Annotated in this window: 14 protein-coding genes; all 14 read left to right on the top strand. The window is 63.9% G+C overall.

The window, feature by feature from the left end; translation table 11 throughout:
- Positions 1 to 20: 20 nt before the first annotated feature.
- The gene (locus FBX99_RS15470; protein WP_144929356.1) at positions 21 to 932 is read left to right on the top strand and encodes a hypothetical protein; all 912 of its coding nucleotides are present in this window, start codon (positions 21 to 23) and stop codon (positions 930 to 932) included.
- A 115-nt stretch (positions 933 to 1047) separates the two neighbouring features.
- Positions 1048 to 1980, top strand: coding sequence for a 4-hydroxyproline epimerase (locus FBX99_RS15465; protein ID WP_144929358.1), 933 nt, complete (start codon positions 1048 to 1050; stop codon positions 1978 to 1980).
- Positions 1977 to 3095: an FAD-binding oxidoreductase gene (locus FBX99_RS15460; protein WP_144929360.1), complete on the top strand. Its 1119-nt coding sequence runs from the start codon at positions 1977 to 1979 to the stop codon at positions 3093 to 3095. The genes FBX99_RS15465 and FBX99_RS15460 overlap by 4 nt, the downstream gene beginning before the upstream one ends.
- Before the next feature lie 35 nt (positions 3096 to 3130).
- A complete protein-coding gene (locus FBX99_RS15455) occupies positions 3131 to 3367 on the top strand; it encodes a 2Fe-2S iron-sulfur cluster-binding protein (RefSeq protein WP_144929361.1) in 237 nt (78 codons plus the stop codon).
- Positions 3364 to 4620, top strand: a complete 1257-nt coding sequence (locus FBX99_RS15450; protein WP_145131935.1) for an FAD/NAD(P)-binding oxidoreductase — start codon at positions 3364 to 3366, stop codon at positions 4618 to 4620. The genes FBX99_RS15455 and FBX99_RS15450 overlap by 4 nt, the downstream gene beginning before the upstream one ends.
- Positions 4621 to 4793: 173 nt before the next feature.
- Positions 4794 to 5543 carry an AraC family transcriptional regulator gene (locus FBX99_RS15445; protein WP_144929365.1) on the top strand — a complete coding sequence of 250 codons (750 nt, stop codon included), beginning with the start codon at positions 4794 to 4796 and terminating at the stop codon, positions 5541 to 5543.
- A gap of 230 nt (positions 5544 to 5773) precedes the next feature.
- Complete coding sequence (locus tag FBX99_RS15440; RefSeq protein ID WP_145131933.1) at positions 5774 to 6592, top strand: transporter substrate-binding domain-containing protein; 819 nt, start codon at positions 5774 to 5776, stop codon at positions 6590 to 6592.
- 10 nt (positions 6593 to 6602) lie between these two features.
- A complete protein-coding gene (locus FBX99_RS15435; protein WP_144929369.1) occupies positions 6603 to 8381 on the top strand; it encodes an aconitase X in 1779 nt (592 codons plus the stop codon).
- Complete coding sequence (locus FBX99_RS15430) at positions 8374 to 9039, top strand: amino acid ABC transporter permease (protein ID WP_041024839.1); 666 nt, start codon at positions 8374 to 8376, stop codon at positions 9037 to 9039. The genes FBX99_RS15435 and FBX99_RS15430 overlap by 8 nt, the downstream gene beginning before the upstream one ends.
- Positions 9040 to 9048: 9 nt before the next feature.
- Positions 9049 to 9699: an amino acid ABC transporter permease gene (locus tag FBX99_RS15425; RefSeq protein WP_144929371.1), complete on the top strand. Its 651-nt coding sequence runs from the start codon at positions 9049 to 9051 to the stop codon at positions 9697 to 9699.
- Complete coding sequence (locus FBX99_RS15420; RefSeq protein WP_144929373.1) at positions 9692 to 10414, top strand: amino acid ABC transporter ATP-binding protein; 723 nt, start codon at positions 9692 to 9694, stop codon at positions 10412 to 10414. Before FBX99_RS15425 ends, FBX99_RS15420 begins: the two co-directional genes overlap by 8 nt.
- A 117-nt stretch (positions 10415 to 10531) precedes the next feature.
- Positions 10532 to 11560, top strand: a complete 1029-nt coding sequence (locus tag FBX99_RS15415) for a proline racemase family protein (protein ID WP_144929375.1) — start codon at positions 10532 to 10534, stop codon at positions 11558 to 11560.
- Between the two features lie 80 nt (positions 11561 to 11640).
- Entirely contained in the window at positions 11641 to 12558 is a 918-nt protein-coding gene (locus FBX99_RS15410) for a dihydrodipicolinate synthase family protein (protein WP_144929377.1), read from the top strand.
- Between the two features lie 150 nt (positions 12559 to 12708).
- The gene (locus FBX99_RS15405; protein WP_144929379.1) at positions 12709 to 13266 is read left to right on the top strand and encodes a DinB family protein; all 558 of its coding nucleotides are present in this window, start codon (positions 12709 to 12711) and stop codon (positions 13264 to 13266) included.
- Positions 13267 to 13323 lie beyond the last annotated feature (57 nt).

The following is a 13323-nucleotide window of genomic DNA, read 5'->3' as shown; positions in this document are numbered from 1 at the left end:
AGACAAAATGCCCCTCAATCATGACCGATACCATTGTAGACACCCTGACTGTGACAGCCTCGATCACCAACGAAAACTGGGCCGGCACCGACGACACCCTGTATGTGTCCATGGGGCCTCTCAGTCAGATGCAATTATTCTGTGAAGCCCCGCGAGTCGGGCAGACCATCACGGTGGAGATCGACCTGCCAAGACTGTTCGGCCGCCCCCGGATCTCATTGTCCGAAATCGACGGCCTGACCTTCTACCAGAGGCCCGAAGCCCACCCGATCGCCACCGATGACTGGGAGCTGGACTCCGTACTGATCAAGGCCAATGACATCTACACCAACCTGTCCTTCAAGCAGGTGCACCGTTGGCTCAGGAATTCATCCTCGCACTTGCTCGCCGTATGGTCGGGCCATGTGCATTTTTCCGATTGGATGAATTCCGACAAGCGATCGATTGACCTCAACGCCCAGACCTACCCGATCAGGTGGATGCCCTTCATTGGCGATCTCATGCACTGGCGTTGCTATGATCCGTCGAAAATCGACGGCGTCGGTCAACTGGTGGGGATGTGGGACGGCCAATTGATCGGCAATCAACTGAAATCGCAAACCAGCGAAATACTCTCTCCCAACGACCAGTCCAACAGCTACACCTGGGTGTATACCCCGGAAAACTCCATCATTTATAAACGCTGGGAACATGCTGATCGGGCCAACTACATCCGGCACAGCCAACTCGGCAGCGGCAGGCCGGTCATATGCGCCGGGGAATTCAGGATCAGGGAGCATCGCATGGAGCACGTCATTGCCATGGTCAACGATGCGTCGGGGCATTACCGCCCCGACGGCGGAGCCTGCCTGCGCTACGTGGCGGAAAAGTTCGAGGCCCTGGGCATCAATACGGAATACATCGAGTGGCAGTGGAGAGACACCTCCGACTGATGATCACGGCTCTGCACTGTGCCGATTTCGTCATGGGTGACAGATAAAACCATCAAGCCGCCGCCCCCTGTTGCGGGCCACGCTTGCGCTCACTTATCTGAACGGACGTGGCCCCATGAAGCGCATCACTGTGATCGATTCCCACACCGGCGGTGAGCCGACCCGACTGGTCACCGACGGTTTTCCCGATCTCGGCCAGGGCAGCATGGCCGAGCGCAGGCAGCGCCTGGCCTCGCAGCACGATGACTGGCGCGCCGCCTGCGTACTGGAACCCCGGGGCAGCGACGTGCTGGTGGGCGCGCTGCTGTGTGAACCGGTCGACCCGAGCGCCTGTGCCGGGGTGATCTTCTTCAACAACAGCGGCTACCTGGGCATGTGCGGCCACGGCACCATCGGCCTGGTGGCGTCGCTGGCTCATCTGGGGCGGATCGGCCCGGGCGTACACAGCATCGAAACCCCGGTGGGCACCGTCCAGGCCACTTTGCATGAGGATCGCTCGGTCAGCGTGCGCAACGTCCCCGCCTATCGCTGGCGCAAGGCACTGCGCCTGGAAGTGCCCGGCATCGGCCCGGTGGAAGGCGACGTGGCCTGGGGCGGCAACTGGTTCTTCCTGATCGCCGACCACGGCCAACGGGTGGCGAGCGACAACCTCGACGCGCTGACCGCCTACACCTACGCCGTGCAGCAAGCATTGGAACAGCAAGGCCTGCGTGGCGAGGACGGCGGGCTGATCGACCACATCGAGCTGTTTGCCGACGACTTGCAAGCCGACAGCCGCAACTTCGTACTTTGTCCCGGCAAGGCCTACGACCGCTCCCCTTGCGGCACCGGCACCAGCGCCAAGCTGGCGTGCCTGGCCGCGGACGGTAAGCTGCAGCCCGGCCAGATCTGGCGCCAGGCCAGTGTGATCGGCAGCGAGTTCGAAGGCTCTTATGAGCAGGCGGGCGAGCGCATCGTGCCGACGATTCGCGGCCGCGCCTATATCAGCGCCGAAGCCACGCTGATCATCGAAGCGGATGACCCGTTCGCCTGGGGCATTCGACTGTGACCGAGGGCCTGATCGCCGACGTGATCGTCATCGGTGCGGGCATCGTCGGCGCGGCCTGTGCCCGGGCCTTGTCCCAGCGTGGCTTGAAGGTCGTGGTGCTCGATGCCGGCTGGCACGGCGCCACCGCGGCCGGCATGGGGCATCTGCTGGTGCTGGACGACAACCCGGCGGAACTGGCCCTGAGTCAATATTCCTTGCAGCGCTGGCGCGAGCTGGCCCCGGCTCTTCCCGAAGGCTGTGGGTGGCGCAACAACGGCACCTTGTGGCTGGCGGCCAATCCGGAGGAAATGGCGGTCGCCAACAGCAAATACCTGAATCTGCTGGCCCACGGAGAAGACTGCGAGCTGATCGGACGCGGGGCCCTGCGTCAGCGCGAACCCGAATTGCGCGAAGGCCTGGAAGGCGGCCTGCTGATCAAGGGCGACGGCATCCTCTATGCCCCCGCCGCCACGCGCTGGATGCTGGGCGGCCCCCACATCCGCCAGCAACGGGCGCAAGTTGCCGAAGTGGACGGCCCGCGGGTACGCCTGGACGACGGGCGCTGGTTGAGGGCCGAAGCGGTGATCCTCGCCAACGGAGTCCAGGCCACTGAACTGTGCCCGGAGCTGCCGATCGAGCCGAAGAAAGGCCACCTGCTGATCACCGATCGCTACCCCGCCACCGTCACCCACACCCTGGTCGAACTGGGTTACGTCACCAGTGCTCACAACGCCAGCGGCCCATCGGTGGCCTGCAACATCCAGCCGCGTCCCACCGGGCAGTTGTTCATCGGCGCCTCGCGCCAGTTCGGCACCGTCGACCCGCAGGTGGAAGGCTGGATGCTGGCGAAGATGCTCAAGCGCGCTGTCGACTACATGCCCGGGCTGGCACAGCTCAACGGCATCCGTGCCTGGACCGGCTTGCGCGCCGCCAGCCCCGATGGCCTGCCGCTGGTGGGACAGCACCCGCAACGCAAGGGTCTGTGGCTGGCGGTGGGGCATGAAGGACTGGGAGTCACAACGGCCCCCGCGACGGCTGATTTGCTGGTAGCGCAGCTGTTCAACGAAGCCTCGCCGTTGGCCCTTCAAGCGTACCTGCCGGAGCGTTTTCTGGGGGAGCCCGTGCATGTCAGCTAAATCTTCTAGCCACAGTTTTATACGGAGCCCGATAGATGCCTGAATTATTCCTGGACGGCCACCCTCTCACGGTCACCCCCGGCACCAGCGTCGCCGCCGCCCTGGCCTTGGGTGCGGACGGTTGCAGTCGCACCTCGGTCAGCGGCCAACGGCGTGCGCCCCTGTGCGGCATGGGCATCTGCCAGGAATGCCGGGTGATGATCGACGGCCAGCGGCGCCTGGCCTGCCAGACCCTGTGCCGCGACGGCATGCATGTGCAGACCCGACCATGAACGAAACCACCGACCTGCTGATCATCGGCGCCGGCCCCGCCGGCATGGCCGCCGCCCTGGCCGCGGCACGCCGCGGCGCGTCTATCGTACTGCTGGACGACAACCCGTTGCCTGGAGGGCAGATCTGGCGCGACGGCCCCCAGGCCAGCCTACCCGCCGCGGCACGCCGCCTGCGTCAGCGGTTGCAGGCCTGTGCCAATGTGCGCTGCCATGCCGGTACCCGGGTCATCGCCTGCGCCGCCGATAAAACCCTGTTGGTGGAGAATGCCGAGCGCGGTTGGCAGATCACCTACGAGCGTTTGATCCTGTGCACCGGCGCCCGGGAGTTGCTGCTGCCCTTCCCCGGCTGGACCCTGCCCGGCGTCACCGGCGCCGGCGGTTTGCAGGCATTGATCAAAGCGGGCCTGCCGGTACGGGATGAACGCCTGGTGATCGCTGGGAGCGGGCCACTGTTGCTGGCCAGCGCCGCCACGGCCAGGCACCAGGGTGCCCACGTGCTACGGGTGGCCGAACAGGCAAGCCGTGCCGCCGTGGCCGGTTTCGCCGCGCAATTGCCGCGCTGGCCGGGCAAGTTCCTGCAAGCGTTCGCTCTGTTCGATAGCCATTACCGCACCGCAAGCCATGTGCTGGAGGCCTTGGGGCAAGAGCGACTCGAAGGCGTGCGTTTGCTGCAACAGGGCAAGGTTGTCGAACTGGCCTGCGACCGGTTGGCGTGTGGTTTTGGGCTCATCCCCAATACCCTGCTCGGCCAGGCCCTGGGCTGCGAGCTCGCCGAGAATGCCCTTGCGGTGGATGCCTGGCAGGCGACCACTCGCCAGGGCCATTACGCCGCCGGCGAATGCACCGGTTTCGGCGGCAGCGAGTTGGCGCTGGTGGAAGGCGCCATCGCCGGTCACGCGGCGGTCGACGATACCGCGGCCGCCCGACGCCTGTGGCCGCGTCGGGAACGCTGGCAGGGTTTCGCCCGAGCACTGAACAAAGCCTTCGCCCTCAATGAGCGGCTCAAGTCCCTGGCCAGGGCCGACACCCTGGTCTGCCGCTGCGAAGACGTGCCCTACGGCGACCTGATCGGCCACGTGAGCTGGCGCGAAGCCAAGCTCGCCAGCCGCTGTGGCATGGGCGCGTGCCAGGGCCGGGTCTGCGGTGCGGCCCTGGAGTATCTGTTCGACTGGACGCCACCCACTCCGCGCCCGCCGTTCAGCCCGGCACGGATCGAAACTTTGCTGGGGCTGGAAGAAACCCCGTCCACTTGAGCCAGACAGCGATCCATTTGTGGGAGCGGGCTTGCTCGCGAAGAGGGGGTACATTCAAGATCAATGCAAACTGAAGCACCGCTTTCGCGAGCAAGCCCGCTCCCACTGGAATCGATGTGTTCATACCGCAACTGTGGGAGCATGCTCGCTTCAACCAGAGATGATGCCAACCCATGTATCCCTCGCTCACATCCTTCACCCCCTGCGACCTGGGCACTCTACTGCACAACCTGCAATCCATCGCGCCGCTGCTCGACACCCTCGCGGACGTGGTGTTTTTCATCAAGGACACTCAGGCCCGCTACGCCTTCGTCAACCAGACCCTGGCCCGGCGCTGCGGCTTCAAGCACAGCAGTGATCTGCTCGGCCGCACCGCCGAGCAGGTGTTCCCCGAGCGTTTCGGCCCGCTGTACACCGAACAGGATCGACGGGTGCTGGCCAGCGGCCGGGAGCTGGCCGACCAACTCGAACTGCACCTGTACTACGGCAATCAACCGGTGTGGTGCCTGACCCATAAAATCGCCCTGCGCGAGCCCAACGGCCAGATCACCGGCCTGGCCGGCATCTCCCGGGACCTGCAACTGCCGCAGTCCAGCCACCCGGCGTTTCAGAAACTGGCGGCGGTGGATGCCCATATCAAACATCACTTTGCCCGCCCCATCAGCCTCGCCGAACTGACCGCCATCGCCGGGTTGTCGGTGGCGCAACTGGAGCGGCACTGCAAACGCATTTTTCAGCTCACGCCCCGGCAAATGATTCACAAAGCCCGACTGGAAGAAGCTTCGCGCCTGCTGCTGGACAGAGACCTGCCTATCACCGAGATCGCCTTGCGTTGCGGCTACACCGACCACAGCGCGTTCAGCCGCCAGTTCCGCGCCTTGACCAGCCTGTCGCCGAGCCAGTACCGCGAAAGCCAGGAGTGAATCTGTTCCCTTAAAGGGCGACGGAGCCCCCACTGCTCCCATCTGTAACACCTGCCTGAAGCGATCTTGAGTACCGCTCGAACCCTCTACGCCCTATTACTGTTTGTTATCAACGAGTTATCCATTCAAGCGAGCGTTTTGTGAGACAGGCACGCGGATTGCTTATCTAATATCGTATACGAAATCCTCAATACGATATCTCACCGCATTTATTCGACAGCGAGGCATTTATGAAAAATCCTGCATTGGCCGTAGCGTTAAGTGTTGTCCTGGCCCCCCTGTTCATCACCACCGCCCATGCCGACAAGCTCGATGACATCATCGACTCCGGCAAGCTGCGCTGCGCCGTGACCCTGGACTTCCCGCCCATGGGCTTTCGTGACGAAAGCAACAAACCGGCGGGCTTCGACGTGGACTATTGCCACGATCTGGCGAAGGTCCTGGGGGTCGATGCCGAAGTCGTGGAAACACCGTTCCCTGATCGGATCCCGGCACTGATTTCCGGCCGCGCCGATGTCATCGTCGCCTCCACCTCCGACACTCTGGAGCGGGCCAAGACCGTCGGCCTGACCGTGCCCTACTTCGCCTTCCAGATGGTGGTGCTGACCCGCGACAACACTGGCATCAATAGCTTCGCCGACCTCAAGGGCAAGGCCGTGGGCAATACCAGCGGCACCTATGAAGCCATCTCGCTGGAGAAAGACCAGAAGAACTGGGGCAGCGGCAGCTTCCGCGCCTACCAGTCGCAGAACGACACGCTGCTGGCCGTCGCCCAAGGGCATATCGATGCGACGGTGGTCACCAACACCGTGGCCGCTGCGACCATCAAGTCGGGCAAATACAAAAACCTGAAGATCGCCGGTGACGCACCTTATGTCATCGACTATGTGTCCCTTGGCGCCAAGCGCAACGAGTTCGGCCTGATCAACTACCTCAACCTGTTCGTCAACCAACAGGTGCGCACCGGCCGCTACAAAGAGCTGTTCGCCAAATGGGTCGGCACCGACATTCCGCCGGCCAACCTGACCGTCCCGCAGGTCTATTACTGAGGATCGGGGCATGCCAAGCACGCCTATCCGTGTCATGGGCCGCAGTCTGGTGGAGGGTGCCGCCCAGGGTGCCCTGCTCTTTGCCGATGTGGGCTTGAGTTTCTGGGGCGGTGTGGATCCGGCCAGCGGTGAAGTCATCGACCGGCATCACCCGCTCAGCGGCGAGCGCCTGGCCGGGCGCGTGCTGGCAATTCCCAGCGGGCGCGGCTCGTGCACCGGCAGCAGCGTCTTGATGGAGCTGATCAGCAACGGCCATGCACCCGCAGCGCTGGTGCTGGCCGAAACGGATGAGATCCTGACCTTGGGCGTGCTGGTGGCGCAATTGATTTTCCAGCGTTCCCTGCCGGTGGTGCAGGTCGGTCGTGAAGCCTTCGACGGCTTGCGCGGCCAGGGTTTCGTGCGCGTCGAAGGCGATTGCCTGACCTTGTCCGGTCGTCGTCCCAACGATCGCTGGGATGGCGCCGACGTCCCCTTGCAGCCGCCCATGCCGTCTACCGTCAGCCTCACCGAACAGGACCGGACGCTGCTCGACGGCAGCCACGGCAAGGCCGCCCAGGTGGCCATGCAAGTCGTCTTGCGCATGGCCGAAATCCAGGGTGCCACGCAGTTGCTGGACGTAACCCAGGCCCACATCGACGGCTGCATCTACACCGGCCCGGCCAGCCTGCGCTTTGCCGAGCAACTGGTGCAGTGGGGCGCCAGGGTGCGCGTGCCCACTACCCTCAATTCCATTTCCGTGGACCAGCGCCGCTGGCGCGAACTGGGCATCGACCCGGCCTTGGGCGAACCGGCGAGTGCCTTGGGCGATGCCTACATGACGATGGGCGCACAGTTGAGCTTCACCTGCGCGCCGTATCTGCTGGATACCGCGCCCAGGGCCGGCGAGCAGATCGTCTGGGCCGAGTCCAACGCGGTGGTCTACGCCAACAGTGTGCTCGGGGCTCGCACGCAGAAATATCCGGATTTCCTGGATATCTGCATCGCCTTGTGCGGCCGGGCGCCCTTGACCGGTTGTCACCTGGACGATCAGCGCAAAGCCAAGCTGATCGTCGACGTGCCGGGATTGGGCACTGTCGACGACAGCTTCTATCCGCTGCTGGGCTATCACATCGGTGGCCTGACGGGCCGGCGCATTCCATTGATACGCGGCCTGGAGCACGCCGCGCCGACACGGGATGACCTGAAGGCCTTCGGAGCCGCGTTCGCGACCACCAGTGCCGCGCCCCTGTTCCACATCGCTGGGGTCACACCGGAAGCCCTCGACCCGGCCGATGTCGTGGAGGTGGATTGTCCAATACCGATGGTAACGGTGGATGCCGCGGGGCTGCTTGCCAGTTGGCGTGAGCTCAACAGTGCCCGGGACAACCGGGTGGACGTGGTTTCCCTGGGCAATCCGCATTTCTCCCTCAGCGAATTTGCCGCCCTGGCGACTCTTTGCACCGGCCGGAGTAAGCACCCGGACGTGATACTCGCCATCACCTGCGGCCGTGCGGTACTGGAACAGGCCCGCCAGGCGGGCCACCTGGACGCCATCGAAGCCTTCGGCGCGACGCTGGTGACCGACACCTGCTGGTGCATGCTGGGCGAACCGGTCATCCCACCCGCTGCCACCACCCTGATGACCAATTCCGGCAAATACGCCCATTACGCGCCCGGCCTGGTGGGGCGCGGGGTGCACTTCGCCAGCCTCGCGGCCTGTGTCGACGCCGCCTGCATCGCCACCGCCAGCGGCCAACCGCCGCTCTGGCTGCAACCTGTCACCCGCCGGGGGAATCCCTTCCATGTTTGACTACAGCTTCCAATGGCGCCCGGCCCTGCGCGCGTTGCCCGACATGCTCGCCGGGGCCTGGGTCACGTTCGAGACCGCGGCGCTGTCGATGATCTTCGGCGTGCTGATCGCGCTGGTGCTGACGGTGATGCGCCAGGCGCGTCATCCATTGCTGCGCGGCATCGGCAATGGCTGGGTCTCCATCGCCCGCAACACGCCGTCGCTGTTCCAGATCTACATCCTCTACTTCGGCCTCGGCTCCCTCGGGCTGCACGTCAGTTCCTGGCTGGCGTTGCTGGCCGGGATCACCTTCAACAATGCCGGTTACCTGGCGGAGAACTTTCGCGGTGGCCTCAAGGCCGTACCCGGTACGCAGATGCGCGCCGCCCGTTCCCTGGGCATGAGCGCGTTCCAGGCCTATCGGATGATCATCGTCCCGCAACTGCTGCGCATCGTCTTCTACCCGCTGACCAACCAGATGGTCTGGGCGGTGCTGATGACCTCGCTGGGCGTGGTGGTCGGCCTGAATAACGACCTCACCGGGGTGACCCAGGAATACAACGTCAAGACGTTCCGCACCTTCGAGTACTTCGCCCTCGCGGCCGCGCTGTATTACCTGATCGCCAAGCTCATCGTCGGGCTCGCCCGGCTGTTGTCCTGGCGGCTTTTCCGTTATTGAGGGCCGGTCATGTTTACAACAAGCCTCACCGTCAACGACCTGCTGTTCTTGCTCGACGGGGCCTGGGTCACGCTGCAACTGACTGTTTGGTCGATCCTGCTCGGCACCCTGGCCGGGTTGCTGTTCGGCCTGCTCCGGGCACTGCTGCCCCGGGCCAGCCTGCCGCTGGCCTGGGTACTGGACGTGTTCCGCAGCGTGCCGTTGTTGATCCAGTTCGTGCTGTTCAACTCCCTGAAAAGTATCGCCGGGCTGAACCTCAGCGCCTTCGCCGTCGGCTGCATCGTGCTCGGCGTCTACGCCGCCGCGTATTTCACCGAAATCGTCCGCGGCGGTGTGCTGGCGGTGCCACTGAGCACCCGGCGGGCCAGCCGTTCCCTGGGCTTGAGCTACCTGCAGGACCTGCGCTTCATCGTCCTGCCGATTGCCACGCGCGTGGCGTTTCCCGGCTGGCTGAACCTGGTACTCGGAGTGATGAAGGACACCGCGCTGGTGATGTGGATCGGCATTGTCGAGCTGCTGCGTGCCTCTCAAACCATCGTCACGCGCATTCAGGAACCCCTGCTGGTGCTGTGCATCGCAGGCCTCATTTACTACGTCATGAGCCTGGTGGTTGCCCGCCTCGGCGCACGTCTGGAAAGAAGGTGGCAGGAAAATGATTGAGATCGAGAACGTGCATAAATCCTTTGGCGACCTGGAAGTGGTCAAGGGTGTCAGCCTGACCGTGGACAAAGGCGAAGTGGTGTCGATCATCGGTGGCTCGGGTTCCGGCAAGTCGACCCTGCTGATGTGCATCAACGGCCTGGAGCCGATCCAGCAAGGCAGCATTCGCGTGGACGGTGTCGAGGTCCATGACCGCGCCACCGATCTCAATCACTTGCGGCAGAAGATCGGCATTGTCTTCCAGCAATGGAACGCCTTCCCGCACCTGACCGTACTGGAGAACGTGATGCTGGCGCCGCGCAAGGTGCTGGGCAAGAGCAAACAGGACGCCGAGGCCCTGGCGGTTAAGCAGCTGGAGCACGTGGGCCTGGGGGACAAGCTCAAGGCCTTCCCGAACAAGCTGTCCGGCGGCCAGCAACAGCGCATGGCCATCGCCCGGGCCCTGGCGATGTCGCCGGACTACATGCTGTTCGACGAAGCCACCTCGGCCCTGGACCCGCAACTGGTGGGCGAGGTGCTGGACACCATGCGCATGCTCGCCGAGGACGGCATGACCATGGTGCTGGTAACCCACGAGATCCGCTTCGCCCGGGACGTGTCCGATCGCGTGGCGTTCTTCTGCAATGGCCGGGTCCATGAGATCGGACCGCCGGACCAGGTGATCGGCAATCCGATGCAGCGGGAGACGGCGGCGTTTCTCAGGTCGGTGAAATAGGCGCTGGTCCCTTCGCGAGCAAGCCCGCTCCCACAGGGTTCGGTGCTGTCCACGAATCCCATGTGGGAGCGGGCTTGCTCGCGAAGAGGCCCGCATGAACAACATAAGGAGCATCCCATGCGCTCATCCAAAATCATCCACATCGTTAGCTGCCACGCCGAAGGCGAAGTCGGCGATGTGATCGTCGGCGGCGTTGCCCCTCCGCCCGGTGCCACCGTGTGGGAACAGTCGCGCTGGATTGCCCGGGACGAGACCCTGCGCAACTTCGTCCTCAACGAACCCCGTGGCGGCGTGTTCCGCCACGTTAACCTGCTGGTACCGGCCAAGGACCCGCGGGCACAGATGGGCTGGATCATCATGGAGCCCGCCGACACGCCGCCGATGTCCGGTTCCAACTCCCTTTGCGTGGCGACTGTGCTGCTGGACAGCGGCATCCTGCCCATGACTGAACCCCAGACCCGCCTGATACTGGAGGCCCCTGGCGGGTTGATCGAAGCCGTCGCCGATTGCCGCGACGGCAAGGTGCAACGGGTGGAGATCAGGAACGTGCCGTCCTTCGCCGACCGTCTCGATGCCTGGATCGAAGTGCAGGGCCTGGGCTCGCTACAGGTGGACACCGCCTATGGCGGCGACAGTTTCGTCATCGCCGACGCCCAGCGCCTGGGCTTTGCCATCCGCCCTGACGAGGCCGCCGACCTGGTAGATATCGGGCTGAAAATCACCCGGGCCGCCAATGAACAACTGGGTTTCGAACATCCGCTGAACCCGGACTGGTCGCATATCTCGTTCTGCCAGATCGCCGCGCCCATCGTCATGGAGGCAGGTGTCGCGACCGGCGCCAACGCCGTGGTGATCCAACCCGGCAAGATCGATCGCTCCCCCACCGGCACAGGGTGCTCGGCACGCATGGCGGTGCTGCAGGCCAAGGGGTTGATGCAGGTGGGTGAACGGTTCATCGGGCGCTCGATCATCGGCTCCGAGTTCCACTGCCGCATCGACTCGCTGACCGACGTGGCCGAACGCCCGGCGATCTACCCGTGCGTTGCCGGGCGAGCGTGGATCACCGGGACCCACCAACTGCTGCTGGATCCGGCCGATCCGTGGCCCCAAGGCTATCGGCTTTCGGATACGTGGCCTGGCGCATGAACATTCCGAATTTCACACCCACCCCTGTGGCGAGGGGATAAATCCCCTCGCCACAGTACTATCATCAACCGGAGACAACCATGAGCAAACGCATCAACTGGAGCGGCGTATTCCCCGCCGTTACCACCCAATTCAACGATGACTTCTCCATCAATCTGGACAAGACCCATGAGGTCATTTCCAACGTCATCCGTGACGGCGTCTCGGGCCTGGTGGTCTGCGGTTCGGTGGGGGAAAACACCTCGTTGAGCGCCGAAGAAAAAATCGCCGTGACCGAAGTCGCGGTGGACGCCTCCCGGGGCCGGGTGCCGGTGATCTGCGGCGTGGCCGAATTCACCAGCGTACAGGCGGCCAAGGTCGCCAACGCGGTGCGCAAGGTCGGCGTCGACGGCGTAATGCTGATGCCAGCATTGGTCTATGGCTCCAAGCCGTTCGAGACCGCCGAGCACTTTCGCTATGTCGCCCGGCATGCCGACGTGCCGCTGATGGTCTACAACAACCCACCGATCTACAAGAACGACGTGACCCCGGACATCCTGATTTCCCTGGCCGATTGCGACAACGTGGTGTGCTTCAAGGACTCCTCCGGCGACACCCGGCGGTTCATCGATGTGCGCAATGAAGTAGGTGATCGCTTTGTCCTGTTCGCAGGCCTCGACGACGTGGTGCTGGAAAGCCTCGCCGTGGGCGCCGAAGGCTGGGTCTCGGGCATGTCCAACGTGTTCCCGAAGGAAGGCGAAACCATCTTCCGCCTGGCCCGCGATGGCCGGTTCGCCGAAGCGATGCCGATCTATGAATGGCTGATGCCGATCCTGCACCTCGACGCCCGCGCCGACCTGGTGCAATGCATCAAGCTGTGCGAAGCCATCGCCGGCCGCGGCAGCGCCCTCTCCCGCCCACCACGCCTGGCCCTGCCGGAAGAGGACCGGCTGTATGTGGAACAGATCATGGCCAAGGCCCTGGCGAATCGGCCGGTGCTGCCGGATGTGGGGCTCTAGGACCGTCGTTGAAATCAGGATGGCCTGTGTGGGAGCGGGCTTGCTCGCGAAAGCGGTTTGTCTGATAAGACTATGCTGGATAGTCCGCCGTCTTCGCGAGCAAGCCCGCTCCCACAGGATTCCAGGCGGCCACATCAAGGAAGGCTTCCCATGAACTATTTCCTGGCCCAGGCCCTGAATAACCAGTGGGCCAACCACCGCCTGCTCAGCACTTGCGCGCAATTGAGCGAAGACGAATACCTGACACGCCGCACCGGGTTCTTTCCATCCATACAAGCCACCCTCTGCCATATCCTGGAGGTGGATTGCTATTACCTCACCGCCCTGGAAGGCGATCGTGACGGTCAGACCAAGGATTTCTCCGAGACCCTGGCCTTTGCCGATCTGGTGCAAAGCCAGGCCCGCAGCGACCAGCGATTGGTCACGTTCTGCGAATCCTTGCGGGAGAAAGACCTCGCCCGGTCCGTCGAGCTGGTACGCGCCGACGGTGCGGTGGTGCCCGAGCGTATCGACCGGTTGCTGCTGCACCTGTTCGAACACCAGATTCACCACCGTGGCCAGGTCCACACGATGCTCAGCGACACCGACATCGAGCCGCCACAGCTCGACGAGTTTTTCCTCGACTGCGACCGCAAGTTCCGGCAAACGGAAGAACAGCAATTGCAGCTCGACGAAAGCCGGGTCTGGCGGGCCTATCTGCCGGATTGAATCCAAAGCATAAAAAATGCGATGGCCGCTGCCGGCCATCGCCAATCGCCCACATCG

It is taken from the genome of Pseudomonas sp. SJZ074, assembly GCF_007828215.1.
In the GTDB taxonomy this organism is placed as follows: Bacteria; Pseudomonadota; Gammaproteobacteria; order Pseudomonadales; family Pseudomonadaceae; genus Aquipseudomonas.
This window is presented reverse-complemented; position numbering and strand designations above follow the sequence as displayed.

Excerpts from the sequence above, each read along its gene's own strand:
- FBX99_RS15465 (WP_144929358.1), top strand. The coding sequence starts at position 1,048 with ATGAAGCGCATCACTGTGATCGATTCCCACACCGGCGGTGAGCCGACC.
- FBX99_RS15440 (WP_145131933.1), top strand. The coding sequence starts at position 5,774 with ATGAAAAATCCTGCATTGGCCGTAGCGTTAAGTGTTGTCCTGGCCCCC.
- FBX99_RS15415 (WP_144929375.1), top strand. The coding sequence starts at position 10,532 with ATGCGCTCATCCAAAATCATCCACATCGTTAGCTGCCACGCCGAAGGC.
- FBX99_RS15435 (WP_144929369.1), top strand. The coding sequence starts at position 6,603 with ATGCCAAGCACGCCTATCCGTGTCATGGGCCGCAGTCTGGTGGAGGGT.
- FBX99_RS15410 (WP_144929377.1), top strand. The coding sequence starts at position 11,641 with ATGAGCAAACGCATCAACTGGAGCGGCGTATTCCCCGCCGTTACCACC.
- FBX99_RS15405 (WP_144929379.1), top strand. The coding sequence starts at position 12,709 with ATGAACTATTTCCTGGCCCAGGCCCTGAATAACCAGTGGGCCAACCAC.
- FBX99_RS15425 (WP_144929371.1), top strand. The coding sequence starts at position 9,049 with ATGTTTACAACAAGCCTCACCGTCAACGACCTGCTGTTCTTGCTCGAC.
- FBX99_RS15470 (WP_144929356.1), top strand. The coding sequence starts at position 21 with ATGACCGATACCATTGTAGACACCCTGACTGTGACAGCCTCGATCACC.
- FBX99_RS15455 (WP_144929361.1), top strand. The coding sequence starts at position 3,131 with ATGCCTGAATTATTCCTGGACGGCCACCCTCTCACGGTCACCCCCGGC.
- FBX99_RS15445 (WP_144929365.1), top strand. The coding sequence starts at position 4,794 with ATGTATCCCTCGCTCACATCCTTCACCCCCTGCGACCTGGGCACTCTA.
- FBX99_RS15420 (WP_144929373.1), top strand. The coding sequence starts at position 9,692 with ATGATTGAGATCGAGAACGTGCATAAATCCTTTGGCGACCTGGAAGTG.
- FBX99_RS15430 (WP_041024839.1), top strand. The coding sequence starts at position 8,374 with ATGTTTGACTACAGCTTCCAATGGCGCCCGGCCCTGCGCGCGTTGCCC.
- FBX99_RS15450 (WP_145131935.1), top strand. The coding sequence starts at position 3,364 with ATGAACGAAACCACCGACCTGCTGATCATCGGCGCCGGCCCCGCCGGC.